Raw genomic sequence first — 25148 nt, 5'->3', positions numbered from 1 at the left:
CTCCGTTCGCCCTGAGCTTGTCGAAGGGCGTGCGCCGCACGGCAGCGCTTCTGACACGTGCTTCGACAGGCTCAGCACGAACGGATGGTTGGGGTGAACAGCAAGAAAAGGGGCGAGGCGTCCAGAACGCCTCGCCCCTTTTCTGTATCTCATCCCTCCCGCCTGCGGGAGGGGCTAGGGGAGGGCGTGTCCGCGCACGCCGCTGCCCGTTACTCTAAGTAGACAGGCCCTTCCCCGACCCCTCCCGCAAGCGGGAGGGGAGAAGAAGGCGCGTCCTCTTACGCCGCCAGGTTCCGCAGCACGTACTGCAAGATCCCGCCGTTGAGGAAATATTCCAGCTCGTTGACGGTATCGATCCGGCACAGCGTCTCGAACGCATCGACCGAGCCGTCCTTGCGCGCGAGCGTCACGCTCACCGTCTGACGCGGGCGCAGCCCCGACACGTTCTGGATCGTGAACGTCTCGCTGCCATCCAGCTTCAGCGTCTCGCGCGTCACGCCCTCGGCGAACTGCAGCGGCAGCACGCCCATGCCGACGAGGTTCGAACGGTGGATACGCTCAAAGCTCTCCGCGATCACCGCGCGCACGCCGAGCAGGTTGGTGCCCTTCGCCGCCCAGTCGCGCGACGAGCCGGTGCCATATTCCTTGCCCGCGACGACCACCATCGGCGTGCCGTCCGCCTTGTGGCGCATGGCGACGTCGTAGATCGGCATCACTTCGCCCTCATAGGAGGACATGCCGCCTTCGATCCCCGGCACCATTTCGTTCTTGATGCGGATGTTGGCGAAGGTGCCGCGGACCATGACATTGTCGTTGCCGCGACGCGAGCCGTAGCTGTTGAAGTCCGCCTTGGACACCTGACGCTCCATCAGCCACGTGCCCGCCGGGCTGTCGGCCTTGATCGAGCCGGCCGGCGAGATGTGGTCGGTGGTGATCGAATCGCCCAGGATCGCCAGCGGCTTCGCCTCGATGATGTCGGTCACCGGCGCCGGGGTCATCTCCATGCCCTCGAAATAGGGCGGGTTGGCGATGTAGGTGGACGATGCCGGCCAGCTGTAGGTGTCCGACGCGGTCACCTCGATCCCGCGCCACTTGGCGTCGCCGGCATAGACGTTGCCGTAGCGGCTCTCGAACATGCCCGCATCGATGTTCGCGGTCATCAGCTCGGACACTTCCTGGTTCGAAGGCCAGATGTCCTTGAGATAGACCGGGCCGTTCGTGCCCTCGCCGATCGGCGTCTCGTTCATGTCGGTGGTGACGCTGCCCTTGAGCGCATAAGCGACGACCAGCGGCGGCGAGGCGAGGAAGTTCGCGCGCGCATCCGGCGACACGCGACCCTCGAAGTTGCGGTTGCCCGACAGAACCGAGGCGACGACGAGGTCGTTCTCGCTGATCGCATTGCTGATCGGCGCGGCGAGCGGCCCCGAATTGCCGATGCAGGTCATGCAGCCATAGCCGGTGAGGTTGAACCCCATGGCATCGAAATCGTCCTGCAGCCCCGACTTGACGAGATAGTCGGTGACCACCTGCGACCCCGGCGACAGCGAAGTCTTGACCCACGGCGCCGGCTTCAGGCCGAGCGCGCGGGCCTTGCGGGCGACGAGGCCGGCGGCGACCAGCACTGACGGGTTGGACGTGTTGGTGCAGCTGGTGATCGCCGCGATCACCACATCGCCGTCGCCGAGATCATGATCACGCTCGGCCACATCGACCCGCGCCGGCTGAGCCTTCTTATACACCGAGGCGAGATCGCCGTTGAAGACCTCGTCGACTTGATCAAGCGCGACCTTGTCCTGCGGGCGCTTCGGGCCGGCGAGCGAGGGAACAACGCTGCCCATGTCGAGCTCCAGCGTGTCGGTGAACACCGGATCGGGCGTGTTGGCGTCGCGCCAGAAGCCGTTGGCCTTGGCATAAGCCTCCACCAGCGCGATCGTCTCGGCCGGGCGAGCGGTCAGCTTCATGTAATCGATCGTCTTGGTGTCGATCGGGAAGAAGCCGCAGGTCGCGCCATATTCCGGCGCCATGTTGGCGATCGTCGCGCGATCGGCGAGCGTCATCTGGTCAAGGCCCGGGCCGTAGAATTCCACGAAACGGCCGACCACGCCCTTGGCGCGCAGCATCTGCGTCACGGTGAGCACCAGATCGGTCGCGGTGATGCCCTCGCGCAGCGCGCCGGTCAGCTTGAAGCCGACCACTTCGGGGATCAACATGGAAACCGGCTGGCCGAGCATCGCGGCCTCCGCCTCGATCCCGCCGACGCCCCAGCCGAGCACACCCAGGCCGTTGACCATCGTGGTGTGGCTGTCGGTGCCGACGCAGGTGTCGGGATAAGCGATCGCGTTGCTGCCCGATGCGTTGTCACCGCTCTCGGTCGACGCCCAGACGGCCTGTGCGATATATTCCAGGTTCACCTGGTGGCAGATGCCGGTGCCCGGTGGCACGACCTTGAAATTGTCGAGCGCCTTGGAACCCCACTTCAGGAACTCGTAGCGTTCCGAATTGCGCTGATACTCGAGGTCCACATTCTCCTCGAACGCCTTGGGCGTGCCGAATTCGTCGACCATCACCGAGTGATCGATAACGAGGTGGACGGGAACCTGCGGGTTGATCTTGGCCGGATTGCCGCCGAGCTTGGTGATCGCGTCGCGCATCGCGGCAAGGTCGACCACGCACGGAACGCCGGTGAAGTCCTGCATCAGCACGCGCGCGGGGCGATACTGGATCTCGCGGTCGGAGCGGCGCTCCTTCTGCCAGTCAACCACCGCCTGCACGTCGTCGGCGGTAACGGTCTTGCCGTCCTCGAAGCGGAGCATGTTCTCCAGCAGCACCTTCATGGAGAAGGGCAGGCGCGAGATGTCGCCATACTTCTCGGCCGCGACGGCGAGCGAATAATAGTCGTAGCTCTTGCCGCCGGCTTCGAGCGTGCGGCGTGCCTTCAGAGTGTCGTGGCCGATCGCGGTCATGCGGGTCCTTTCCCCATAGGTGCGGCCCGGCTCGGGCGCGGCGGGGAAGCGCAGGTAGGGACCCACGCGCGGGCGCGCCCAGACGGGCGATGTGAAGCGTCGAAAGGGCCGATAGCAGCGGGCGGGGGTCGGGGGAAGGTGTCAACGTGGGCAGGTTGCGGAAAAGACTTGACGATCGCGCTTTTCGCGATTCGTTCGCAAGAAGCTGCCCGTTGCTCACCACATACCCGCGGTCATCCCGGATCAGGTCCGGGGTGACGAAACTCAGGCGGCCGCGCCCGCCCACGCCCGCCGCATCGGCCGCCACGCCGTTTCGGAGCGACGCCGCGACAGATACGTGTCCAGCCCGATCTGTGCGCCAAGCAGCATGAACAGGAACGATTGGAACGCGATGCCTACGAATGCCCCGCCCAGCAAGTAGATCAGGTGCGCATGCTGCAACGCGCCCGCCAAGCTGCCTGCCCAGGCGAACTCGCCCTCCTTGTAGCGCCGACGCAGCACTTCCATCCGGACGACGCCGATGCCGTTGATAAGGAGCCACAGGAGGAGCCCGGGATATCCTTGCTCGCCCAGCATCTCGAAATAGCTCGAATGGTAAGCGCGGCTCTTGTCCACCACCGTTGAAGCGCGCTGGACGGTGTGGCCTGCTCCCTCCTTCGAGACCTGAACCGTGTCGTAGCGGATCCGGTTTTGCATATAGGCCTCGAAGCCGCCGCCAAACGGATTGGCCTTGGCGTAGTCCCATGTCCATTTCCAAACCGCCAACCGCGTCGAAGCGGATTCGTCAGCCTGATAGGTCTTGATCGTTCCCATCCGCTCGCTGAACGCGCTCGGCAGGAATGGCACCGCCATCACGCCCACCAGCCCCAGCGCGGCAAGATACAGCATCTTGCGCTTCACCTCGCGCAGCATCAGCACCGCCAGGAAGGCGATGCACAGCAGCCCCGTGCGCGCGGAGGTGCCGACCGGCATCAGCAGGCAGGCGAAGGTCAGCGCACCGCAAAAGGTCCACACCTTCCACTCGGGCCGAAAGATCGTACCGTGCCGCGCGAACCACAGGACGATCGGAATGATCGAAATCGCCACCGCGGAGATGATCGACCCTTCGTACAGCCCTGAATTGTTGGTCACCATCAGGTTGAGCTCGCCATAGCCGCCGCCCGAGGCCAGCGTCTTGATCCCGCCGACGATGATGATCGAACTGGCGGAGAGGACGACGAACAGCAGCAGCGCCTCAATGCGCAGCTTCGTGCGCAGCGTGAGCGGCAGGAACACGGCAAAGGCCAGGTTCTTCCACACCCAAGCCCATTTCTCCGCCGCCTCCGCCGGGAAGTCCGCCGTGCGCGTGGTCAGGCCGCAATAGATCAGCAGCAGCAGGATCAACGCCTGCCGTGGCGCGAACCGCGCATCCTTCTTGTCGTCCACCACCAGCCAGGCGAGGACCGCCAGCCCCGCCGCCATCATCGAGATCGGCACGCTGTTGAGCAGATAATAAGTGATCCGCTGCGGCGAGACGATGTCGATGTAGATATAGGTCAGGACAAAGATGAACGGCCGGCGGAAACCGAGCCCGAACAGCGCCACTAGAAACCCGATAAAGGCAAGGTCACGCACGCGGCCGACGCCCCCGGGCGGTCTTGTCGGCTGGCGGCGCTTCCGAATCGAGATCGTCGCGGCGCAGCAGCAGCCATGCGGCGAGCAGCAGCAGGCCATGGCTGATCCCGAGGGCGAGATTGTCGATCATGGCGGTGGTGCTGCTTGTCCCCGGTTGCGGTCGCCACGCTAGCGGCGGGCAGTTGACGCGCCGTTAAGCGCGCCCATGGCAGAGGAAGCGGCGATGCGCATCCTCCACGTCCTCGATCACGGTCTGCCGCTGCAAAGCGGCTACACCTTCCGCACCCGCGCGATCGTCAAGGCGCAGCTGGCGCGCGGATGGGATGTCGCCGCCGTCACCGGCCCGCGCCATCACCATGACGCGCCGGCGGTCGAGCAAGTGGATGGCATCACCTTTCACCGTACCCCGCCGTCGTGGAAGCTGCGCGCGCCGCTCGGCGAAATGGCGGAGGTGGCCGCATTCGGCCGCCGCATCGCCGCGGTCGCCAAGGCGTTCCGGCCCGACATCGTTCACGCCCATTCCCCTGTGCTCGATGCACTGGCAGCGCTCAGCGCGACGCGGCGCCTGAAGCTGCCGTTGGTTTATGAGATCCGCGCTTTCTGGGAAGACGCCGCGGTCGGCAACGGCACCGGCACTGAAGGGTCGCTGCGCTACAAGGCGACGCGCGCACTCGAAAGCTGGGCGGTGAAGCACGCCGATGCGGTGGCGGTAATCTGCGAAGGGCTGAAGGCGGATCTGCTCGCGCGCGGCGTGCTGGCGGACAAGATCATGGTCTCCCCCAATGGCGTCGACATGGCCTTGTTCGGCGACCCACCCCCGCGCGATGCAGCGCTCGCGGATCAGCTCGGCCTCGACGGCGAGGTGATCGGCTTCATCGGCAGCTTCTACGATTACGAGGGGCTCGACGATCTGATCGCGGCGGTGCCGGCGCTGCTGGCCGAGCGCCCGCGCGCGCATTTGCTGCTGGTTGGCGGCGGACCGATGGAAGCGGCCCTGCGTGCGCAGGCCGCCGCATCTCCCGCGGCAGACCGCATCCGCTTCGCCGGCCGCGTGCCGCACCAGGAGGTCGAGCGCTATTACAGCCTGGTCGACGTGCTCGCTTACCCGCGCAAGAAGATGCGCCTCACCGATCTCGTCACGCCGCTAAAGCCGCTGGAGGCGATGGCGCAGGGCCGGCTGGTCGCCGCGTCAGACGTCGGGGGCCATCGTGAGCTGATTCGCGATGGCGAGACCGGAACCTTGTTCGCCGCCGATGATCCCGCCGCCATCGCTGCCGCGCTCGCCCGCCTGCTATCCGATCGCGGCATCTGGGATGTGCGGCGGGCACAAGCGCGTGCGTTCGTGGAGCGCGAGCGTAACTGGTCCTCAAATATTTCGCGCTACGAGCCGGTGTACCAGCGGCTGATCGCTGCCGGGGGCAAGGACGGAAAATGGACTCAGAGCGAAGCGGTACGGACCTGAGCGGATATATCTTCCCGCTCGTCATGCTGGTGATCGGCGTGGTCGCGGCGGCGCTGGTCGCGGCCATGCCGCAGGCCAGCCTCGACGTGCTCGTGTGGCGCTTGGGGCTGCCGAAGATCATCGCTGCCGCCGCACCCCCGATCGGCGCCACCGGCCGAACCTTGCTCGCGCTGGCCGTGCTGGCGCCCTTTGTGGGCGCGGCGGGGTTGGCTTGGCGGCTGCGCGGACAAGCCGCGGCCATGTTGAAGCGCCGCACCGTGTTGCGCGACGTGCCAACAATGCGCCGCGCCGACGCGCACCCCGATCATCCGCCACGCCGACCGATCCGCGCCGAGGAGGATCTCGGCCCGCCGCTGCCGATCATCACGGTTGCCCCCGCGCGCGGCGTGCCCGAGCCGGAACAGCCCTTGCCCGCCGATCTCGATCAGCGGCTCGCCTCTTTCGATCCGATCTCGATCCCCGACGTGCCGCGAGAGCCATGCCGCGCCGTGCCGCCGCTGGCGGTAGTAGTCGTCCCCGCGCGCGAAGAGGATGAGGAGTTTGCTGAACCGGTCGCCGAGGAGTCAATACTCGATTTTCTCGCCGAGGCCCCAGAACCCGAGCCCGAGCCCGAGCCCAAGATCGAGCCTGTGCAGGAAGCACCCCGACCGGTCAGCGAGCCGGCAATGGCGATGGCGCCCGAACCCGCACCTGCCACCGCAGCTGCGCCTGTCGGTTCGGACGAACCCGCGTCACTCGCAACCTTGCTCGAACGGCTCGAACGCGGTGCCCAGCGCCGAAAGGCGCCCGAACCCGCGCCCCCGTCCGAGCCTCCCGCACCCACCGCCACCAGCCTTGACGATACGCTGGTCATGCTCCGCCGCATGGCGCGCAGCTGATCAGGCCTGCGCCACCGTCAGGGCGTCGATGCGGGCATGGCATCGCCCGTCGCGCTCCACCTCGCGCGTGACGCAAAGGTCGGCGAGCAGATGCCCGGGCAGGGCCACGTCCATGTCGCCGATCGTTGCCAGCCAGCCGCCCCAGGCAACGCCCGCCGGCGCGCTCAGCGCCAGCGCAAGGCGCTCGCCGCTGAACGTCGCGCTGTGCCACGCCGTCGCCTCACGCTCCTCCACCGACACGGCGCAGCCATGGCGGGCCGCCGCAGCAGACAGGGCGCGGCCCAGCAGCACGCTTGCTCCCGGCCCGCGCATCACTGGCCCTCGCGCAACAGCGCCTCGACCCGCGCGCGAACGCGTGGCCCCGGCGTGCGTCCGCCACGCATGTCGTGGACCAGTCGTGGGTCGTTCACCGCCCGTCGCCCAAAGGTCGATTCGGGCGTGCCGGTACGGCGAAGATAGCTGTCGATCTGAGTGAGCAGGGACATGGACGATCCTCCGAGTCGCTTTGTTCCATGTTTGTTCCTGCAACTTTTCCAACTTGTCTAGGAAAAATCCTAGACTATGATCCGGCCATGGCGGAAACGGTTGGCGAGACGCTGGAGCGATTGGCGGCGGCGCGCGGCGTCAGCCTGTCCGAATTGTCGCGGCTGATCGGCCGCAACCTCGCGTATCTTCAGCAATTCGTTCGCCGGGGCACCCCACGCCAGCTCGCCGAGCGCGACCGCCAAATGCTGGCGCAGTTTCTGGGCGTGGAGGAAGCGCTGCTCGGCGGCCTGCCGCGTGAAGGCACGATCGCCGTGCCGTATTTGACGGTGGCGGCATCCGCCGGTCGCGGCGTTGCAGCAGCGCAGGAGCGCACAATCCGCCACGAAGCTTTTGCCGCGCCAATGCTGCGCGACGCCGGCATCTCGCCGGCTGAGGCATCGCTGATCGACGCGACGGGCGAATCGATGCTGCCGACGATCCACCCGGGCGACCGGCTGCTGGTTGATCGCAGCGACGTGAAGCTGGCCGCTGCCGGGATCTACGTGGTCCGCCGTAGCGACGATCTGCTGGTCAAGCGCCTGCGCCGCGAACGCGAGTGGCTGCTGCTGCTCAGCGACAATCCCGACTACCCGCCGGTCCGCTGCGCGCCGGAGGACGCGGTGGTGGTCGGCCGCGTCAAATTACTGCTGCGCCAGCCCTGAGTGGTTGTGGACCAATCTTCCGTTCGCCCTGGGCTTGTCGAAGTACGTGCCGGAAACACGTCCTTCGACAAGCCCAGGGCGAACGGATCAGGATGCTCGCAAATTACCTAGTCTCGGACAGAGCGAATGCCATTGCCCCGTTCGTGCTGAGCTTGTCGAAGCACGTACCCGAAACACTCCGGCAGCGCTTACCCCCGATCCTTCAACCACAGCACCAGCGCAGCCAGCGCACCGACGCCCAGTCCGACGAGAAAGCCGATCGACGGCTGTCCCACGACCAAGCCGATGATGGTGCCGATCACAAGACAAACGGCGACAAGAAAACCACCGGCGGAGCCGGAACGTTGGGGGGAGGGAGCCATAACAATCACCTTGCCACGCCGAACGCCGACCTGTCACCATCCGACAGGCGTTAACCTTCGCCATTCACCGGCTGGTGGGTGCCGTTCGGTAGAGCACAGCGACGACTAGAAAACAGGGGCGCCATTGTCACAACTGTATCTCGCCGACCGCCACATGGTGGCGGACGCGGCTTCCCTGATGCGCGTGTTCGGCGATTATGCCGCGGATGAAGCGGCGATCCGGGCGGATCACAGTCGCACGCTCGGCAATGTCGTTCATTTCTGCCGCTGGCGCCAGGTGGAGCGGCTCGTCCGCCTGCTTGCGGCGAACGCCCCGTCTGGCACGGTGCACTGAACGCCGGCCGGCATTGCTCACGTGCAATCAACGCCCTAGGGCCAAAGCATGTATGGGCGGGGCGCATCGATCGGCGCAGCAGGTCTGATCGCGTTGCTCACCGCGCCGTCCGTCGTGGCGCAACAGAGCAGCGCCCCTGCGCTCGATCCCGAAGCGCCGCTCGCCGAGATGCCCGATATCGGCGTTGCCTGGCCGGAATTGCCACCGGAGCCGGCCGCGGCCGAACGGGCGCAATCGGTAACGATCGGTGAAGCGCGGTACGGCTGGCGAATCGACGGACTCGACAGTGCCGGCACCCAGCTGCTGCGGCAGCGCTTCGCCGAACTGTCCGTGCTTGATCAGAATGATGGAGAGCCAGCCAATGCCGCGCAACTCGATCGCCGCGCGCGCGAGGATTCCTCACTGCTCGTCACCCTGCTGCGCGCTGAAGGCTATTATGACGCCTCGGTCGAAACCCGCATCGAAACGACGGGCGGGCGCCCGCTGGTCGTGCTGGCGGTCGAGGCGGGGCCGATCTACCGGCTGAAAGACGTGACGATCGCCGGCGTCGCCGCGGCGGGTGACAAGGCCGAAACGCTGCGCAACGCCTTTGGCGTCGAGCGCGACGACGCCGTCAACGCCGATCGCATCGCAGAGGGCGAAGCGAAGCTGCGCGTCGAGGCCGGCGAACAGGGCTTTCCCTTCGCGGAAATCAGCGATCCCGTCGTCACGATCGATCGCGAGGCGCGCACCGCGACGCTGGACGTCAGTGTCGATCCCGGCACCGCGCGCGTGTTCGGGCAGATCCGCGCCAATCCGAACAACCGCGTCTTTGACGCCGATCACGTCCAGGAAATCGCCCGCTTCGAACCGGGCAAGCCCTATTACGCCCCCGCGCTTGACGATCTCAGGCGCGCGTTGATCCAGACCGGGCTCGTCTCCGTTGCGGAGGTGAAGCCGGTGCCCGGCACCACGCCAGAGACGGTCGACATCGATGTCCGGCTGGAACCCGCCCCGCCGCGCACGATCGCGGGCGAGATCGGCTATGGCACCGGCGAAGGCGCGCGCGTCGAGGCGAGCTGGACGCATCGCAACCTGTTTCCGCCCGAAGGCGCGCTGACGCTGCGCACCGTGCTCGGCACGCAGGAGCAGCTCGGCGCCGTCACCTTCCGCCGCAACAATTTCGAGGGCCGCGACCGCGTCCTCACCGCCCAGATCTCCGCCGCGCATACCCGGCGCGACGCTTATGAGGCGAACACCTTCTCGCTCTCCGGCAGCCTCGAACGGCAGACCAACATCTTCTTCCAGAAAACCTGGACCTGGTCGCTCGGCGCCGAACTGGTCGCGTCGGACGAACGCGACGTGATCGTCACCACCGGCCAGCCGCGCCGCCGCACCTTCTTCATCGCCGCCGCACCGACCAGCCTCAGCTATGACGGGTCGGACGATCTGCTCAATCCGTCGCGCGGCTTCCGCCTCGGGGGCCGCTTCAGCCCCGAATTCTCGCTGCAGGGCACGGCATTCGGCTATGCCCGCACGCAGTTCGATGCCAGCGCCTACCACCCGATCCGCGACGGCGTGGTGCTCGCCGGCCGCATCCGGCTCGGCACGATCCTCGGTGCCCCGCGTGATGAGATCGCACCCTCGCGGCGCTTCTACGCCGGTGGCGGCGCGTCGGTGCGCGGCTATGGCTATCAGTCGATCGGCCCGCGCGATCCCAACAACGATCCGATCGGCGGGCGCAGCCTGGCCGAATTCGCGATCGAGGGCCGGATCAAGGCGTTCGGCAATTTCGGCGTGGTGCCGTTCTTCGATGGCGGCAACATCTACACCGCCGGCCTGCCCGACTTCTCCGGGCTGCGCTACGGCGCCGGCGTCGGCGTGCGTTATTACAGCAATTTCGGGCCGATCCGCATCGACGTCGGCACCCCGATCAACCCGCAGCCGGGCGATTCGCGAGTCGCGGTGTACGTCTCGCTGGGCCAGGCCTTCTGATGCGCTGGTTGCGCTGGGTGGCGGGCGCGATTGTCGCGCTGGTCGCGATCGCCGCCGCCAGCCTATGGATCGTCGACACAGACGTGGGCCACCGCTGGGTGGCGGAACGGATCAACGCGGCGCGCCCCGCCAACGGCCTGCGCTTCACGGTGGGGCGGATCGACGGCTCGCTGTACGGCGCCGCGGTGCTGCGCGACGTGCGCGTCCACGATCCCGAGGGGCTGGTGTTCGCCGCACCCCGCGCGGAGCTCGATTGGCGCCCGTTCGCCTGGCTGTCCAACAAGCTCGACATCCGCTCGCTGCGCGTCCCCGTCGCGATGTTGGCCAAGCTGCCGAAAACCCGACCGACCGGGCGCGCGTCGCCGATCCTGCCCGATTTCGACATCACGATTGGCCGGCTGACCGTCGACCGACTGGTGGTCGCGCCAAAGGTTACCGGCGTGCTGCGCTATGGCCGACTCAACGGGCGCGCCGATATTCGCGACGGCCGCGCGCTCGTTGCGATCGACGCGATGGTTCAGGGCAGCGACCAGCTCGCACTCAAGATCGACGCGGCGCCCGATCGCAACCGCTTCGACATCGACGTGCGCGCCCGCGGCGCCGCCAGCGGCGTGCTCGCGCGGCTTTCCGGCATCCGCAAGCCGCTGGCGCTCGATATCGGCGGCGCGGGGCGCTGGGCGGCATGGCAGGGGCGGGCGATCGCCACGGCGGGCGAGGTGCGCGTGATCGATCTCGCGCTCGGCAACCGCGCAGGCGCCTACACGCTCACCGGCCGCGTCTCGCCCGCGAGCCTCACGCAAGGCAAGCTCCAGCGGCTCACCGCGCCGGGCGTCATGGTCAACGGCGCCGCCACGCTCGCCGACCGCCGCCTCGACGGCAATCTCTCGCTCCGCTCCGCCGCATTGGCCGTGGACGCAACCGGCATCGCCGATCTCGCCGAAAGCGCCTGGGGCAATCTGCGCATCAAGGCGCGCCTGCTGCGCCCGCCGGCCTTGTTCGCCAACATGACCGGGCGCAATGTCGAGCTGCGCGCCGTGCTGGACGGCCCCTTCGCCACCGCCCGCTTCGACTATCGCATCACCGCCGCGCGCTTCGCCTTCGACGACACCGGCTTCGAACAGGCGCGCGTCGCCGGCAAGGGGCGGCTGTCGAAAGCGCCGGTGTTGCTTCCCGCTCGCTTCACCGCCGCGCGCGTGACCGGCGTCGGCGATGTGGCCGGCGGCATTCTGCGCAACCTATCGGTCGATGGCGTGCTGCGCGTGACGCCTACGATCGTCACCGGCGACGATCTGCGGCTACGCTCGGACAAGCTCACCGGCCGCATCGGCCTGGTGCTCGATCTCAGGACCGGCGAATATCAGGTCGGCCTCAACGGTGCGCTCGGCCGCTATCTGATCCCCGGCCTCGGCGTGGTGGACGTCACCTCGCGCCTGCGAGTCGTCCCCGGCCCCGGCCGCCGCGGCACCCGCGTGGTGGGCACCGGCACCGCGCAGATGGTGCGGCTCGACAATGGCTTCTTCCGCAGCCTCGCGGGCGGCCTGCCGCGCATCGTCACCAACCTCGAGCGCACGCCCGACGGCATTCTCCATTTCCGCAACCTGGTACTGACCGGCCCGTCGATCCGCCTCACCGGCAACGGCTATCGCCGCCGCGACGGCACCTTTGTCTTCGCCGGCGCCGGCCAGCAATCGACCTATGGTCCGGTGACGCTGAAGCTGGACGGCCGCATCGAACGCCCGACGCTCGACCTAGTGTTCCAGCGCCCCAACGAAGCGCTCGGCTTGCGCGACGTGCGCGCGCACCTCGATCCCAGCCCGCGCGGCTTCGCCGTCACCGCCGCCGGCCGCTCGCGCCTCGGCCCGTTCAGCGGCGAGGGCGAGATCCTGCTCCCGCGCGGCGCCGATGCGCAGATTGAGGTGGCGCGGCTCGACGTCAGCGGCACGCGCGCCGCCGGCACGATCGGCATCGTCACCGGCGGCTTCGACGGCCGCCTCGCGGTCGCCGGCGGCGGCATCCAGGGCGAGGTGCTGCTCCGCCTCGTCGGCGAGGTCCAGCGTATCGAGGCGCGGCTGGCGCTGCGCAACGCCCGCCTCGCCGACACCGCCACGGTGCGCCAGGCGCGGCTCGATCTCGTCACGGTGCTCGACCCGGCCGGCACCACGCTGGACGCCACCTTCAACGGCACCGGCCTGCGCCGCGGCGCGATGAGCCTCGCGCGCTTCGCCGGCAATGCGAAGCTGCGCGACGGCGCCGGCCAGGTCCGCGCCGCCATCGCCGGCTCGCGCGGCCGCGCCTTTGACATCCAGAGCGTCATCGACGTCACGCCCGACAGCTACCGCGTCGTCGCGCAGGGTACCGTCGACCGCCGCCCGCTGCGCCTCGACACCCCCGCGGTTCTGACGCGCGATGGCGAGGGCTGGCGCCTTGCCCCCGCCAAGCTCACCTTCGCGGGCGGCGAGGCGACCGTCACTGGCCGCTTCACCGAAGACAGCAACGCGATCGACGCGACGCTCGCCAAGATGCCGCTCGCGGTGCTCGACATCGGCTATCCCGGCCTCGGCCTCGGCGGCAGCGCCTCGGGCACGCTCAGCTATGTCAGCACGGCCGGCGCCGCGCCGACCGGACGGATCGACATAACGGTGCGCGGCCTCACCCGCTCCGGCCTGCTCACCTCCTCCAGCCCAATCGACATGGGGCTGGCCGGCGTGCTCACCGCCGACCGCGCCGGCGTGCGTGCGGTGGTCGCCTCGGGCGGCAAGACGATCGGACGCGCCCAGGCGCTGCTCCGGCTCGGCGAGGGCGATCTCGCCACGCGGATCGCGCGCGCCGGCCTGTTCGCGCAATTGCGCTATGACGGCCCTGCCGACACGCTCTGGCGCCTCAGCCGCGTCGAATTGTTCGATCTGTCCGGCCCGATCGCGATCGCCGCTGACGTCAGCGGCACCGTCGCCGATCCCACCATCCGCGGCTCGGTCGAGGCCAAGGGCGCGCGCATCGAAAGCGCCACCACCGGCACCGTGCTCAGCAACGTCCAGGCCGCCGGCCGCTTCGCCGGCTCGCGCCTCGCCATCGACCGCTTCACCGCTGCCGCCGGCCGCGACGGCGAGGTGACCGGCACCGGCCGCTTCAATTTCGCCGGCAATGGCGGCATCGGCCTCGATCTCACCCTGGACGCCGATCATGCGGTGATGATCAACCGCGACGACATCGGCGCCACCGTGTCCGGCCCGCTGCGCTTCCAGTCGAGCGGGCAGGGCGGCACCATCTCGGGCACGGTGAAGCTTGATCGCAGCCGCTACCGCTTCGGCCAGGCCAGCGCTGCCAGCGCCATCCCCAAGCTGACGATCCGCGAGATCAACCAGCCCGAGGGCAGCGACGAGACGATCGTGCCGCCCGCGCCATGGCGGCTGGACATCAAGGCACGCGCGGCGAACCAGCTCGCGGTCACCGGTCTCGGCCTCACCAGCGAATGGTCCGCCGACCTCCAGATCGGCGGCGCGCCCGACAATCCCGCGATCACCGGCCGGGCGGACCTGATCCGCGGCGATTATGAATTCGCCGGCCGCGAGTTCGAGCTCGAACGCGGCGTGATCCGCTTCGCCGGCGAGGTGCCCGCCAACCCCGCGCTCGACATCGAGGCCAATGCCGACAGCACCGGTCTCAACGCCTCGATCCGAGTCACCGGCGTCGCGCTGAAGCCGGAAATCACCTTCTCCAGCACCCCGGCGCTGCCACAGGACGAGCTGCTTTCGCGCCTGCTGTTCGGCACGTCGATCACCAATCTGTCTGCGCCCGAAGCCTTGCAGCTCGCCGCCGCGGTGGCGGCGCTACGCGATGGCGATGGCGGCCTGAACCCGATCAACGTCGTCCGCCGCGCCGCTGGCCTCGATCGCCTCCGCATCCTTCCCGCGGATCCACAGACCGGCCAGGGAACCTCGATTGCCGCCGGCAAATATGTGACACGGCGGCTTTATGCGGAGATCGTCACCGATGGTCAGGGCTATTCCGCAACCCGCGTCGAATTCCAGATCACGCGCTGGCTCTCGCTCCTGTCCAGCATCTCGACGCTCGGCCGCCAAAGTGCCAACGTTCGTATCTCGCGCGACTATTAAATTACCCTCCGGCAAGGCATCGTGGAGGCTTGCTCCCCCGGTGCTCGCATGTAATTGACGTACTTGTCATTCATCATGGTTTGGGGGAACCATGTTGCTTAGAACGGGGTCGCTAGTCTGCCTGGTTGCGTGCCTGTCCGCTTGTGCGGAGCGAGGCGCCGGGCCGGTTGTTTCTGTTGGCGACCGCTATGTTGCCGCTGATACGTCGGTGACCGATTACCGACTTGGGGTCGGCGACAAGATCAGGGTTACCGTTTACAACGAACCCAGCCTGACCGGCGAGTTCTGGATCAATCCCGACGGCGCAATCTCGCTGCCGCTGATCGGCACCATTCCAGCGCTTGGAAAAACCGTCGCTCAGGTCGCGGCACAGGCACGCGCGCAATTCGGCGACGGTTACTTGCGCGATCCAAAGGTCGCGATGGACGTGATCGCCTTTCGTCCCTTCTACATCCTCGGTGAAGTGGCTGCGCCAGGCCAATATTCCTACGCAAACGGCCTCACCGCGCTCAACGCCATTGCGACGGCGAAGGGTTTCACCCCGCGCGCCGACCGCGCCGTGATCCGCATCCGCCCGCAGGGCGGCGAGGATGAGGTGAACTATCGGCTCACGCCCGAACTGATCGTCCGCCCCGGCGACACGATCCGCGTCGGTGAACGCTTCTTCTGAAACGCAGCTTCCGCTTCGCCGGCCTGGCGCAGCAACACATTTGATCGTTGGGGAAGGGAAAGGCCGTGGCGATCGGGCGATTGATGCTCGCGTCAACCATGCTGGTCATCGCCGGCACAGTCTCGCCTGTGCAGGCGCAAGACGGCCTGCTCGTGCAGCCGCCGATCATGCAGGATGTCGATCGCGATCGGAACGTCAGCGTCCAGTCCCGCCCGCGTCCGTCCTACGCCCCGCTTGGCGGCCGGCTGGGCGGACTGATGATCTTTCCGCAACTCAGGACCACCGCTGGCGCGTCGAGCAACGTCTATCTGACACCCCGGAGCCAAGTGGGCGCACCATTTGCGGCGCTCGAACCCAGCCTGCGCGTGCAATCCTTATGGTCGCGCCATTCGCTCCGTCTCGACGCCGCCGCACTACTGCGCAGCTTCGCCGGCGAGCCGCGCCGTAACGAGCGCACCTGGGACATCGGCGGCAGCGGCCGGCTCGATCTCGGCCGTGCGCTGACCATTATCGGAGAGGCACGCGCCTCGCGCGGCGCGGAAAATCTGTTCTCAGGAGAAGTTGGGTCCGACGTGGCGGCATTGTCGCGCTTCCGGCGCGATGCCGCGGCGGTGCGGGCGCAATATACCAGCGGCCGGATACGCGCTTTCGTCGCGGCGGATCGGGCGCGCTTCCGCTTTGCGCCGCTTGAGCTGGTCGATGGCACCGTGCGCGATCAGGCGGCGCGTGATCGCGAGGTCACCCGGCTCGTCGGCCAGTTCGAACATGCCCGCACGCCCAGCGTGTCGCTCTTCGGGCAGATCGGCGTAACGGACACGACTTACGGCCGCCCGGCGCTCAACTCGCATGCGATCCGCGCCGCTTTGGGCTTCAACGCCGACATCGCCGGCCGCGCCCGCGGCACGCTTACGGTCGGGTACACCATTCGCGACTATCGGATGGCAAGCATCGCGCCAGTGCGCGGCGCGATCGTGGAGGGGCGCGGCGAGCTGTTTCTCACTCGCCGGTTCACGGTTACCGCTGCCGCCCGCCGCACGGCTGAGGAATCGGCCGCTGACCGCGCCGTGCCCCAGCCTTTCTGGGACAATCGCGTAACGCTTGGCGGCGACTACGAGGCGCTCGCCAACCTCATCCTGTCGGCAAGCGGCGATTACGGGTGGCAGGCAGTCATCGGCACCAACCGGCAGAACCGCACCTACCGGCTCGCCGCCGCTGCCCGCTACCTCGTCTCGCGCCGCGCCACGCTCACCGCGGGCATGAGCTATGCCCGGCGGCACGCCCGCGATGGCCCGCTCCGCAATTACGCCGGTGAGGGCCGCATCGAGGCGGGGCTTGCCTACCACCTTTGACGATCGGTCCAGAGCAGAAACGAGGCAAGACGCGCATGGAAGGCAAGCTCAGGGCCCCCGAACCCGACGCACGCATGGGCGATGTGGTGGCCCGGGTCAGCGATGCGCTACGCCGCCGATGGATGCTGTTCATCGGCATCGTGAGCGCGGTAACGCTGATCGGCGTTCTCGCGGTGGCCTCGATGCCGCCGCATTACACCGCTGCTGCCCGCATCCGTCTCGATCCATCGCGCAGTCCACTCGCCGGCAACGCACAGGCGCAGCGCGCGGAACTGACCCCCGAGGCGATCGATACCGAAGTCATGGCGCTACGCTCGCCCGAGCTGGCACAGGCGATTACCGCCGCGCACAATCTGCGGGCGGATCCCGAGTTTGCTCCTGCGAACGGCACAGCGGCATCCGGCCATGCCGTCACCGCTGCCCTGCTGTCGCACCTCACCGTGGATCGGGAGGCGATGGCCTACGTCCTCCAGCTCCGCTTCACTTCCGCCGATCCGCTAAAGGCGGCGGCGCTCGCGAATGCCTTCGCAGAAGGCTACATCGATCGCCGCATGACCAACCGGGTCGGCACCGCGGAACGGCAAAGCGCCTGGTTTCGCCAGCGGCTCGATGAACTCGGCCGTGAGGTGATGGAGGCCGAGGCCAGCGCCGCCGATTACCGCGCGCGCGCCGGCATCGTCCATAGCAGCGCCGGCCCTGGCGCCGGTACGATCAGCGATCAGCAAGTCGCGCCGCTCGCGAGTAGCCTCGCCAGCGCTGAGTCCGACGCCGCCGCCGCCCGGTCGAACCTCGCGGCGGCGCGCGCGCAGGTGGCGCGCGGCGGCATGGATGCGGTGTCCGAAGTGCTCGGCTCGGTAGTGATCGCCGATCTGCGGCGTCAGCGTGCCGAGGTGCTGCGCGCCCGTGGCGAGATCGACGCCCGCTATGGCGAGCGCCACCCGGAAAGCATTCGCGTCGCCAACCAGCTCGCCTCGCTCGACGGCCAGATCGACGCCGAGGCGCAGCGCGTCATCGGCTCGCTCCAGGCCAGCGCCGCCGCGGCCGAGGCCCGCGCCGGCAGCCTGCGCGCCTCGCTGGACATGCTTGAGCACCAGCGCGAGCACAGCACCCGCGATGCGGTAATCGCGGCCGGACTGGAGCGCGAGGCCGCCGCCAAGCGGGCGCTCTACGAACGAACCTCGCAGATGTCCCTCGAAAGCATGCAGGCCGCCCGCCTGCCGATCGCACAAGCCGAAGTGATCGAACGCGCCGCACCGCCGGTGCGGCCGAGCGCGCCCAACAAGCCGCTGCTCTACGCCCTGGTCCTGATCGTTGCGATGGCGGCCGGCATGGGGACGGTGGCGGTGATTGAGCTGTCCGGCGGCGGGTTGCGCTCGATAAAGGAGATCGAGGATCGGCTTGGCGTTCCGGTGCTCGCGGTCGTGCCCCGCGTGCGCAGTGGACAGAACCCGGCGGATGTGATGCTCGAACGGCCAGCGTCGATGTTTGCCGAAAGCCTACGCATCGCCCGCGCGGCCATTCTTGGTGCGCGGGAGGAACATGTGCCCAGGGTGATCGCCATCACTTCAGCCCTGCCGGCGGAGGGCAAGACCACGGTTGCTTTGGCCTTTGCGCGAACGTTGGCAATCGGTGGCACGCCGACCCTGATCGTCGAATGCGACATCCGCCGAGCGGTGCTCCGCGAACTGGTGCGCAGCGGCTCCTCCGGACCAGGCCTCATCGAAGTTCTGCGCGGCGAAGCGGACGCCGGCGAGGCGATCCGTCCTGGCGACGTCACCAACCTCGACCAACTCCTCGTCCGCAGCCCCTTCTTCAAGGCGGACGATCCCTTCGGCGAAGGCCGAATGGAGCGGCTGATCGCCGGCTTACGCGACCGTTACGGTCACATCGTCCTCGACCTGCCACCGCTGATCGGTCTGGCGGATGGCCGCCCGCTCGCGGCGCTGGCGGATGCCACCGCCGTGGTCATCAAATGGAACGCCACACCTGCGCCAGCCGCAGCCTCAGCCCTGTCCTGGCTCCGCACCGACGGCAGCAACCCGGTCGGCGTGATCCTCACCCAAGTCGATCCGGCCGCCCCCGCGGTCGGCGGATTGTATCACCACTCGAAACTCTACTCGGACTATTATCGTGCCGCGTGACAGGGTCGGGGCCACTCTTGTGGGGAATAGCTAAACCGAAACGGTCGCCAGAGCGGGCCCAATCGGAACCGTTGGGCCCGGAACAAAGCTCGAGCCGTCCCGACCTCCCGGCGAGCGAACGCCGACCCACCCGGCGGTCGCCCCGAGCTTGTGGAAGCGCGTGCCACACCTGCGAAACGCGTTCTCGACAAGCTCAGCACGAAAGTAGGCGGGGGCCAATCAACCAGCGATGCCCTGAGCACGAGCCGCCAGGTGCGAAGCCCGAAAGCCACCCCAAAGCCCCAGAAGAAAGGCGAGCCCGCAACGGCAGCCTCACCTCAAAACGCATTGCGGTGCACCACCACCTTCAGCGTCGCACACAGGATCACCAGATCCCGCATCAGGCTCCACCCGTTGACATATTCCAGATCGGCGTCGAGCCGATTGAGCAGATCCTCGCGCCGGTGCGTCGCGCCGCGAAAGCCGCGCACCTGCGCAAGCCCGGTCAGCCCCGGCTTGCAGACGTGGCGATGGTGGTAGCGCTGGTCCACCTCCCAGAACAATTGATCCCCGGCCAGCGAGCCGATGGCGTGCGGCCGCGGCCCCACGAAACTCATGTCGCCCTTCAAGATATTGAGCAATTGCGGCAGTTCGTCGATGCTGGTCGCGCGGATGATCCGGCCCACCCGAGTCACGCGCGCATCGTCGCGCGCCGCAGAAACCGCCCCGTCGCGATCGGCCTCAGCCTGCCGCATGCTGCGGAACTTGAACATCGTGAACAGGTGGTTGCCTTCGCCCACGCGCGTCTGGGTGAAGAACACGGGCCCCCGGCTGTCGAGCTTCACCAGTACCGCCACCACCATCAGCAGTGGCGCCAGCACCAGCATCGCCGGCACCACGATGGCGAGGTCCAGCGCCCGCTTCATTATTCGCTCGCGCAGCGCCAGGCCGCCCGCCGAGACCAGCACGGAGGCAACTCCGGCAAAGCGCTTGTTGCCGATCACCCCGATCGCATCCAGCTCCGGGATCAGCAATTGCGACGCCACGCTGCTGCCCTTCAGCACCGTCGACCAGGTCGCTCGGCGGGAGGGCGGGCAAGCGACATATACCTCGTCCACCCCGCGCAGTTGCCTTGCCAACCGATCGAGCGCGAGTGGGTGGATCGTGGTTTGCGCGGAATCGATCGGCTCGCTCGCCACGATCTTCAGCCCGGCGGGCCGCGGCATATCCACGCCGTCGATGATCAACACGCAGCTCAGCACGGAGTCGCGGAACACCCGGTCGCTCCACCAGCCGACCATGCTGCGCGACAGCAGCAGCAGCCCGGCCGCAGCGACGAAGGCCACGCCCGCGCTCAGCCGCGGGATGGGCGCCGCTTCCTTGAGCAGAAAGGCGACAAAGATCGCCATCAGGAACGCCGCGAGCAGATTGGCGATCGCCAGCCACGCCGCGCGGCGCCAGCGTTGCAGCGTCTCCGAGGTAAAGGTCCGCGTGCTGAGCAGCAGGTAAAGAGGCAGGGTCGCCGCGAGCCACCCGAGGTTCTCCACCGGCATGCCGCGCGCATCAGCAAGGGAGCGCCCGATCGCGAAACCGGCAGCTAGCGACAGAATGTCGCCCGCAAACAGTACCATGTAGAAGCGCAGGCGAAAGGCACGTTTGTCGTCGTTTGGGGCATCGGCGGCATCGACCGGCGTGAGCCAGTCGCGCGGCGAAATCACCTCGGACATCACGGCCACGCCTGCCCCCCTATGCGCTCCGAAGATTTGTTACAGCAAAACTGTCGTTGTTCGTCTTCGCCTGTCAGGAGACGCTATATCCGAGAAGTTCTCGCGATGGAGCGAAATACGGTCAGTATGGAAGTATCTGCTGGCGCGTAACTTTACGCCAGCAACCCCATCGCCCGCTGCGCATCCGCCAGCACGGGCGCAGCAAGATCGCGCGCCTTCTCCGCCCCCCGCGCCAGGATCGCATCGATCGCCGCGCGGTCGTTCAACAATCGCACCATCTCGTCACGGATCGGCCCCAGCTTCGCCACGGCGAGGTCAGCCAGCGCCGGCTTGAACTGCCCGAAGCCCTGCCCGGCAAACTCCGCCACCACATCCTCCGGCGTGCGATCCGCCAGCGCGGCGAAGATCGTCACGAGATTGCGCGCCTCCGGCCGCCCCTCCAGCGCCTCCCAGCTATCCGGCAGCGCATCGGGATCGGTCTTCGCCTTGCGGAACTTGTCGGCAATCACGCTGTCCGAATCGATCAGCTTCACCACCGATTGCTCGGACGGGTTGCTCTTCGACATCTTGGCGCTCGCATCGCGCAGGCTCATGATCCTGGGTGCGGCGGCGCTGATCAGCGGCTCGGGCTGGGTGAACAGCTCCGTCCCGTAATCGAGGTTGAACTTCGCTGCGATGTCGCGCGCCAGCTCCAGATGCTGCTTCTGGTCCTCGCCCACCGGCACGTGCGTGCCGTTATACAGCAGCACGTCCGCCGCCATCAGCACCGGATAGTCGTAGAGGCCTACGGAGGCGCCCTCACGGTTCTTCCCCGCCTTGTCCTTGAACTGAGTCATGCGGTTCAGCCAGCCGACCCGCGCGACATTGTTGAGCAGCCAGGCGAGCTCGCTATGCGCCGGCACGCGCGTCTGGTTGAACAGGATCGATCGTTCCGGATCGATCCCCGCCGCCACCAACGTCGCGGTCATCTCGATCGTGTTTGCGGTCAGCTCGGCCGGCGCGATGAACTCGGTCAGGCCATGGAGGTCGGCGATGAAATACATCGTCTCGCCCCCGGCGGCCTGGATCTCCTCCTGCATCGCCACCCATTGCTTCACCGCGCCAAGATAATTGCCGAGGTGAAGATTACCGGTGGGCTTGATGCCCGAGACGACACGCATGGATGATCCTTATCGACGAACTAACCGCTTCACGTCGGCCACCCGGAAGGCACCGAACAGGAAGGTCGCGGCGAAGTAAACCAGCGCGCCCGCGCTGACCAGCACCAGCATCGCGCCCCAGCGGGTGAGGCTCGGCCCCGTCGTGTAGGGGCGGAACAGATCGTTGGCGAACCACATCACCGCGCCCATCAGCAGCGCCGCCGCGCCCAGCCGCCACGCCCGCCGCCGCAATTGCGCATCCGCCACGAAATGCCCCCGCGCCACCAAGGCCCGCCACAGCAGAATGACGTTGACGGTGGAGGCCAGCGCCGTCGCCAGCGGCGGCCCCATATGCCCCAGCGGATAGATCAGCGCGAGGTTGAGGACGAGGTTCACCACCATCGACACCGTGGCATAGCGCACCGGCGTGCGCGTATCTTGCCGCGCATAGAAACCCGGCGTCAGCACCTTGACCAGAATGTACGACGGCAGCCCGATCGAGAACGCCGCCAGCGACTGCGCCGTCGCCACCGTGTCCGCCGGCGTGAACGCGCCATGCTGGAACAGCGCCGCCGCGATCGGCTGGCCGCACACCACCAATGCCGCGGTCGCGGGCAGGGTGAGGAACAGCGCCAGCTCCATGCCGCGGTTCTGCGTCTCCATCGCCCTGGCGTCCTCGCCGCGCCCAAGCTGCGCCGAGATCGTCGGCAGGAGGACGGTGCCAAGCCCGATCCCGATCAGCCCCAGCGGCAATTGGTTCAGCCGATCGGCATAATAGATATAGCTCACCGACCCCGCCGACAGCAGGCTCGCCGCCAGCGCCGTCGACACGACAAGGTTGATCTGCACCGCCCCGGCCCCCGCAGCCGCCGGCCAGATCAGCGACAGCAGCTTCTTCACCTCGGGATTGAGCGTCGGCCGCTTGAGCTTTAGCGTCACGCCCGCCTTGCGACACGCCCAGATCAACCACAGCAATTGCAAGGCGCCCGACACCGTCACCGCAATCGCCTGGTTGCGCGCGGTGAACAGGTTGTTGTCGTGGTGGAAGAACAGCAGCGCCGCGATCAGCGTCACGTTGAGCAGGATCGGCGCCGCCGCTGCGACCCAGAAGCGGTGCAGCGAATTGAGGATCCCGCCCAGCAGCGACACCAGGCTGATCAGCATCAGATAGGGAAAGGTGATCCGCGACAGCTCGACGGCAAAGGCGAACTCATCGCGGCTCGCGGCATTGAACCCGCCAGAGAGCAACCACGTCACCGGCCAGGCGGCCAGCTCCATCACGATCGTGAAGACGATCAGGATCGGCAGCAGGATCGACAGCGTATCGCTCGCGAAGCCAACGCCATCGGCCAGCCCGCGCCCATCCTTGTCCGCCACCTTGCGGTTGAACATCGGAATGAACGCCGCGGAAAAGGCGCCTTCCGCGAACAATGCGCGAAACATGTTGGGTAGCCGAAACGCGATCAGAAACGCGTCTGACGCAAACCCCGCGCCCACGAAGCGGGCGAACAAAGAATCGCGAACGAGACCCAGAATACGGCTCGCCAGCGTCAGCCCGCCAACGGAGCCAAGCGCACGGGTTAAGTTCATCTTGATGCCCCCGGGCCGCCAACAACGCCCCGTTCGCCCTGAGCTTGTCGAAGGGCATGTTCAGAACACACGGACTTCGACAGGCTCAGTCCGAACGGGTGAGGGGGCGCCCGTCCGGCTTATTGTGGTTCAAGCAGCCTCAAGCCTGCCCGAAGTTCCCCGCCTGCAGCTGCGCGTCGCGCTGCTCGGCCTGCTGCATGTACAGCGCGTTGAAGTCGATCGGCTCCAGCAGCAGCGGCGGGAAGCCGCCGTCGCGGATCGTGTCCGCCACCACGCGACGCGCGAACGGGAACAGCAGGCGCGGCGCTTCGCCCAGCATGAACGGCTGCAGCGTCTCCATCGGCACGTTGCGGACGCCGAACAGGCCGGCATAGGCCAGCTCGACCAGGAACGTGACGCGGCCCTGCGTCTCGGCGCGGACCTCGATCTTCAGCACCACTTCGTGCGCGTCCTCGCCCACCTGGTTGGCGGCGATGTCGAACTGCACGTTGATTTCGGGACCCTGCTGGTTCTGGAACACCGCCGGCGCGTTCGGATTCTCGAACGACAGGTCCTTCACATATTGCGAAAGAAGGCCGATCGCGGGGCCGGTGTCCTCGCCATTGGGCTGGGGCGTGTTGCCGAGGGCGGCGCCGTTATCCTGCTCGTCCATGTCGTCTTTCCTTGAGGATGAAGGGCGCGGCAAACGGCCGCGCGCATGAGGCGGGCGCCTAGCAGCCGGCCCGCACCGTTTCAACGCCCGCACCCATTTGTAACTCGGGGCGTTGGCGCCTATGTTGCAAGCTTAGCGTATCGGAGGCCGGGTGTTCTACATAGTCCTTCTTGCGATGGTCGCCGCCTTCCTTGCCCTCCGCCTCTATTCGGTGCTGGGCAAGCGGACGGGGCATGAACCATTGCCGAAGCCAGCGGAGGAGCGGGTCGCCCCTGCGCCGTTGCCGCGTGCCGTCGAAAAGGCGAGCGAGCCACGCGAGCCGGCGGTCAAGCCGTTTGAGGGCAATGCCGAACCGGGCATCCGCGCGATCATCGCCGCGGAACAGGGCTTCGACGTCGCCCGCTTCATGGAAGGCGCCCAGTCGGCCTATCGCATGATCCTCGAATCCTTCTGGAAAGGCGATGAGGACGGCCTGCGCGAACTGGTCGCGCCCGATGTCGCGCGTGCCTTCGGCGACGCCATCGCCGCGCGGAACGAGGCGGGGCAGGTGCTTGACAATCGCCTCGTCTCGATTGAACGCGCGACGATCACAGGCGCGTCGCTCATCGGCAAGGATGCGCGGATCACCATCCGCTTCGATGCGCTGATCGCCGCCGTCACCCGCGATGCGGAAGGCAATGTGATCGCCGGCTCCACCAGCGACGCGGTCGAGACGCACGACGTCTGGACCTTTGCGCGCACCCTGCGCAGCAGCGACCCGAACTGGAAGCTGTCGGACACCGACGAAGCCTAAGGGGCGTTATGCTGAAACGGGGGGTAATCGCGCTGACCTCGGCGCTTGCGCTGTCTGCCTGCGTCGGCGGCGTCGTGCCGCCATCGCCGCCATCGCCGGGATCGCAGCCGCCGCCCCGTTCCTCAGGAACACGCGGCCCTGCGTCTCGGCGCGGACCTCGATCTTCAGCTCCACTTCGTGCGCGTCCTCGCCCACCTGGTTGGCGGCGATGTCGAACTGCAC

The 25148-nt window shown here is 67.5% G+C and carries 20 protein-coding genes and 1 pseudogene; 10 read left to right on the top strand and 11 right to left on the bottom strand.

Annotated elements, in window-relative coordinates:
• Nucleotides 1-278: 278 nt before the first annotated feature.
• From acnA to SPHI_RS15135, 3 genes are all read right to left on the bottom strand, one after another.
• Nucleotides 279-2963 (bottom strand): aconitate hydratase AcnA, encoded by a 2685-nt coding sequence (acnA, locus tag SPHI_RS09695; protein WP_076744735.1) that lies wholly within the window; start codon nt 2961-2963, stop codon nt 279-281.
• 264 nt (nt 2964-3227) lie between these two features.
• Entirely contained in the window at nt 3228-4577 is a 1350-nt protein-coding gene (locus SPHI_RS09690) for a putative O-glycosylation ligase, exosortase A system-associated (protein WP_076744734.1), read from the bottom strand.
• The gene (locus SPHI_RS15135) at nt 4570-4707 is read right to left on the bottom strand and encodes a hypothetical protein (RefSeq protein WP_198927852.1); all 138 of its coding nucleotides are present in this window, start codon (nt 4705-4707) and stop codon (nt 4570-4572) included. Before SPHI_RS15135 ends, SPHI_RS09690 begins: the two co-directional genes overlap by 8 nt.
• Before the next feature lie 93 nt (nt 4708-4800).
• Between SPHI_RS15135 and SPHI_RS09685 the strand changes: the two genes are divergently transcribed.
• The gene (locus SPHI_RS09685) at nt 4801-6039 is read left to right on the top strand and encodes a TIGR04063 family PEP-CTERM/XrtA system glycosyltransferase (protein ID WP_076744826.1); all 1239 of its coding nucleotides are present in this window, start codon (nt 4801-4803) and stop codon (nt 6037-6039) included.
• On the top strand, nt 6009-6917 hold the full coding sequence (locus SPHI_RS09680; protein WP_076744733.1) for a hypothetical protein: 909 nt from the start codon (nt 6009-6011) through the stop codon (nt 6915-6917). Before SPHI_RS09685 ends, SPHI_RS09680 begins: the two co-directional genes overlap by 31 nt.
• Here SPHI_RS09680 and SPHI_RS09675 read toward each other — a convergent pair whose 3' ends face one another.
• Both SPHI_RS09675 and SPHI_RS15130 read right to left on the bottom strand, forming a co-directional pair.
• Nucleotides 6918-7229, bottom strand: a complete 312-nt coding sequence (locus SPHI_RS09675) for a hypothetical protein (RefSeq protein ID WP_083719925.1) — start codon at nt 7227-7229, stop codon at nt 6918-6920. It abuts the gene before it with no gap.
• Nucleotides 7229-7402, bottom strand: coding sequence for a hypothetical protein (locus tag SPHI_RS15130; RefSeq protein WP_198927851.1), 174 nt, complete (start codon nt 7400-7402; stop codon nt 7229-7231). The genes SPHI_RS09675 and SPHI_RS15130 overlap by 1 nt, the downstream gene beginning before the upstream one ends.
• Nucleotides 7403-7489: 87 nt before the next feature.
• Here SPHI_RS15130 and SPHI_RS09670 point away from each other — a divergent pair, with 87 nt between their 5' ends.
• Nucleotides 7490-8104 (top strand): S24 family peptidase, encoded by a 615-nt coding sequence (locus SPHI_RS09670; protein WP_076744731.1) that lies wholly within the window; start codon nt 7490-7492, stop codon nt 8102-8104.
• A 188-nt stretch (nt 8105-8292) separates the two neighbouring features.
• Here the strand turns inward: SPHI_RS09670 and SPHI_RS14780 are convergent, their stop codons facing one another.
• Complete coding sequence (locus tag SPHI_RS14780; protein ID WP_233130848.1) at nt 8293-8466, bottom strand: hypothetical protein; 174 nt, start codon at nt 8464-8466, stop codon at nt 8293-8295.
• 124 nt (nt 8467-8590) lie between these two features.
• Here SPHI_RS14780 and SPHI_RS09665 point away from each other — a divergent pair, with 124 nt between their 5' ends.
• From SPHI_RS09665 to SPHI_RS09640, 6 genes are all read left to right on the top strand, one after another.
• A complete protein-coding gene (locus SPHI_RS09665; RefSeq protein WP_096348748.1) occupies nt 8591-8800 on the top strand; it encodes a hypothetical protein in 210 nt (69 codons plus the stop codon).
• Between the two features lie 48 nt (nt 8801-8848).
• Nucleotides 8849-10774, top strand: coding sequence for an autotransporter assembly complex protein TamA (locus tag SPHI_RS09660; protein ID WP_076744729.1), 1926 nt, complete (start codon nt 8849-8851; stop codon nt 10772-10774).
• Nucleotides 10774-14886, top strand: a complete 4113-nt coding sequence (locus SPHI_RS09655) for a translocation/assembly module TamB domain-containing protein (protein WP_198927850.1) — start codon at nt 10774-10776, stop codon at nt 14884-14886. The genes SPHI_RS09660 and SPHI_RS09655 overlap by 1 nt, the downstream gene beginning before the upstream one ends.
• A gap of 208 nt (nt 14887-15094) precedes the next feature.
• Nucleotides 15095-15556, top strand: coding sequence for a polysaccharide biosynthesis/export family protein (locus SPHI_RS09650; RefSeq protein WP_233130845.1), 462 nt, complete (start codon nt 15095-15097; stop codon nt 15554-15556).
• 83 nt (nt 15557-15639) lie between these two features.
• Nucleotides 15640-16905, top strand: a complete 1266-nt coding sequence (locus SPHI_RS09645; protein WP_144036180.1) for an outer membrane beta-barrel protein — start codon at nt 15640-15642, stop codon at nt 16903-16905.
• Nucleotides 16906-16940: 35 nt separating this feature from the next.
• Nucleotides 16941-19046 carry a GumC family protein gene (locus tag SPHI_RS09640; RefSeq protein ID WP_076744726.1) on the top strand — a complete coding sequence of 702 codons (2106 nt, stop codon included), beginning with the start codon at nt 16941-16943 and terminating at the stop codon, nt 19044-19046.
• 317 nt (nt 19047-19363) lie between these two features.
• On the opposite strand, the gene SPHI_RS15315 is transcribed toward SPHI_RS09640, so the two are convergent.
• The 4 genes from SPHI_RS15315 to secB all read right to left on the bottom strand — a co-directional run bounded on the left by SPHI_RS15315 (nt 19364) and on the right by secB (nt 24133).
• Nucleotides 19364-20752: a sugar transferase gene (locus SPHI_RS15315; protein ID WP_233130862.1), complete on the bottom strand. Its 1389-nt coding sequence runs from the start codon at nt 20750-20752 to the stop codon at nt 19364-19366.
• Between the two features lie 152 nt (nt 20753-20904).
• Nucleotides 20905-21912 carry a tryptophan--tRNA ligase gene (gene trpS, locus SPHI_RS09630; RefSeq protein WP_076744725.1) on the bottom strand — a complete coding sequence of 336 codons (1008 nt, stop codon included), beginning with the start codon at nt 21910-21912 and terminating at the stop codon, nt 20905-20907.
• Between the two features lie 9 nt (nt 21913-21921).
• Complete coding sequence (murJ, locus tag SPHI_RS09625) at nt 21922-23481, bottom strand: murein biosynthesis integral membrane protein MurJ (RefSeq protein ID WP_076744724.1); 1560 nt, start codon at nt 23479-23481, stop codon at nt 21922-21924.
• Between the two features lie 139 nt (nt 23482-23620).
• The gene (gene secB, locus SPHI_RS09620) at nt 23621-24133 is read right to left on the bottom strand and encodes a protein-export chaperone SecB (protein ID WP_076744723.1); all 513 of its coding nucleotides are present in this window, start codon (nt 24131-24133) and stop codon (nt 23621-23623) included.
• Between the two features lie 151 nt (nt 24134-24284).
• Here secB and SPHI_RS09615 point away from each other — a divergent pair, with 151 nt between their 5' ends.
• A complete protein-coding gene (locus SPHI_RS09615; RefSeq protein WP_144036179.1) occupies nt 24285-24926 on the top strand; it encodes a Tim44/TimA family putative adaptor protein in 642 nt (213 codons plus the stop codon).
• A gap of 6 nt (nt 24927-24932) precedes the next feature.
• Here SPHI_RS09615 and SPHI_RS15125 read toward each other — a convergent pair.
• Nucleotides 24933-25148, bottom strand: a pseudogene (locus SPHI_RS15125) (hypothetical protein); the annotation flags it as partial.

This window comes from Sphingomonas jeddahensis (assembly GCF_001981525.1).
GTDB classification, from domain to species: domain Bacteria; phylum Pseudomonadota; class Alphaproteobacteria; order Sphingomonadales; family Sphingomonadaceae; genus Sphingomonas; species Sphingomonas jeddahensis.
The sequence above is the reverse complement of the archived record's forward strand: the minus strand, read 5'-3'. Positions and strand labels throughout refer to the sequence as shown.

What these genes read in the sequence shown, in the direction of transcription:
- SPHI_RS09670 (WP_076744731.1), top strand. Translation starts at nt 7,490, where the DNA reads ATGGCGGAAACGGTTGGCGAGACGCTGGAGCGATTGGCGGCGGCGCGC.
- SPHI_RS09685 (WP_076744826.1), top strand. Translation starts at nt 4,801, where the DNA reads ATGCGCATCCTCCACGTCCTCGATCACGGTCTGCCGCTGCAAAGCGGC.
- SPHI_RS09645 (WP_144036180.1), top strand. Translation starts at nt 15,640, where the DNA reads ATGCTCGCGTCAACCATGCTGGTCATCGCCGGCACAGTCTCGCCTGTG.
- SPHI_RS09655 (WP_198927850.1), top strand. Translation starts at nt 10,774, where the DNA reads ATGCGCTGGTTGCGCTGGGTGGCGGGCGCGATTGTCGCGCTGGTCGCG.
- trpS (WP_076744725.1), bottom strand. Translation starts at nt 21,912, where the DNA reads ATGCGTGTCGTCTCGGGCATCAAGCCCACCGGTAATCTTCACCTCGGC.
- SPHI_RS09660 (WP_076744729.1), top strand. Translation starts at nt 8,849, where the DNA reads ATGTATGGGCGGGGCGCATCGATCGGCGCAGCAGGTCTGATCGCGTTG.
- murJ (WP_076744724.1), bottom strand. Translation starts at nt 23,481, where the DNA reads ATGAACTTAACCCGTGCGCTTGGCTCCGTTGGCGGGCTGACGCTGGCG.
- SPHI_RS09680 (WP_076744733.1), top strand. Translation starts at nt 6,009, where the DNA reads ATGGACTCAGAGCGAAGCGGTACGGACCTGAGCGGATATATCTTCCCG.
- SPHI_RS14780 (WP_233130848.1), bottom strand. Translation starts at nt 8,466, where the DNA reads ATGGCTCCCTCCCCCCAACGTTCCGGCTCCGCCGGTGGTTTTCTTGTC.
- acnA (WP_076744735.1), bottom strand. Translation starts at nt 2,963, where the DNA reads ATGACCGCGATCGGCCACGACACTCTGAAGGCACGCCGCACGCTCGAA.
- secB (WP_076744723.1), bottom strand. Translation starts at nt 24,133, where the DNA reads ATGGACGAGCAGGATAACGGCGCCGCCCTCGGCAACACGCCCCAGCCC.
- SPHI_RS15315 (WP_233130862.1), bottom strand. Translation starts at nt 20,752, where the DNA reads ATGTCCGAGGTGATTTCGCCGCGCGACTGGCTCACGCCGGTCGATGCC.
- SPHI_RS15130 (WP_198927851.1), bottom strand. Translation starts at nt 7,402, where the DNA reads ATGTCCCTGCTCACTCAGATCGACAGCTATCTTCGCCGTACCGGCACG.
- SPHI_RS15135 (WP_198927852.1), bottom strand. Translation starts at nt 4,707, where the DNA reads ATGATCGACAATCTCGCCCTCGGGATCAGCCATGGCCTGCTGCTGCTC.
- SPHI_RS09675 (WP_083719925.1), bottom strand. Translation starts at nt 7,229, where the DNA reads ATGCGCGGGCCGGGAGCAAGCGTGCTGCTGGGCCGCGCCCTGTCTGCT.
- SPHI_RS09640 (WP_076744726.1), top strand. Translation starts at nt 16,941, where the DNA reads ATGGAAGGCAAGCTCAGGGCCCCCGAACCCGACGCACGCATGGGCGAT.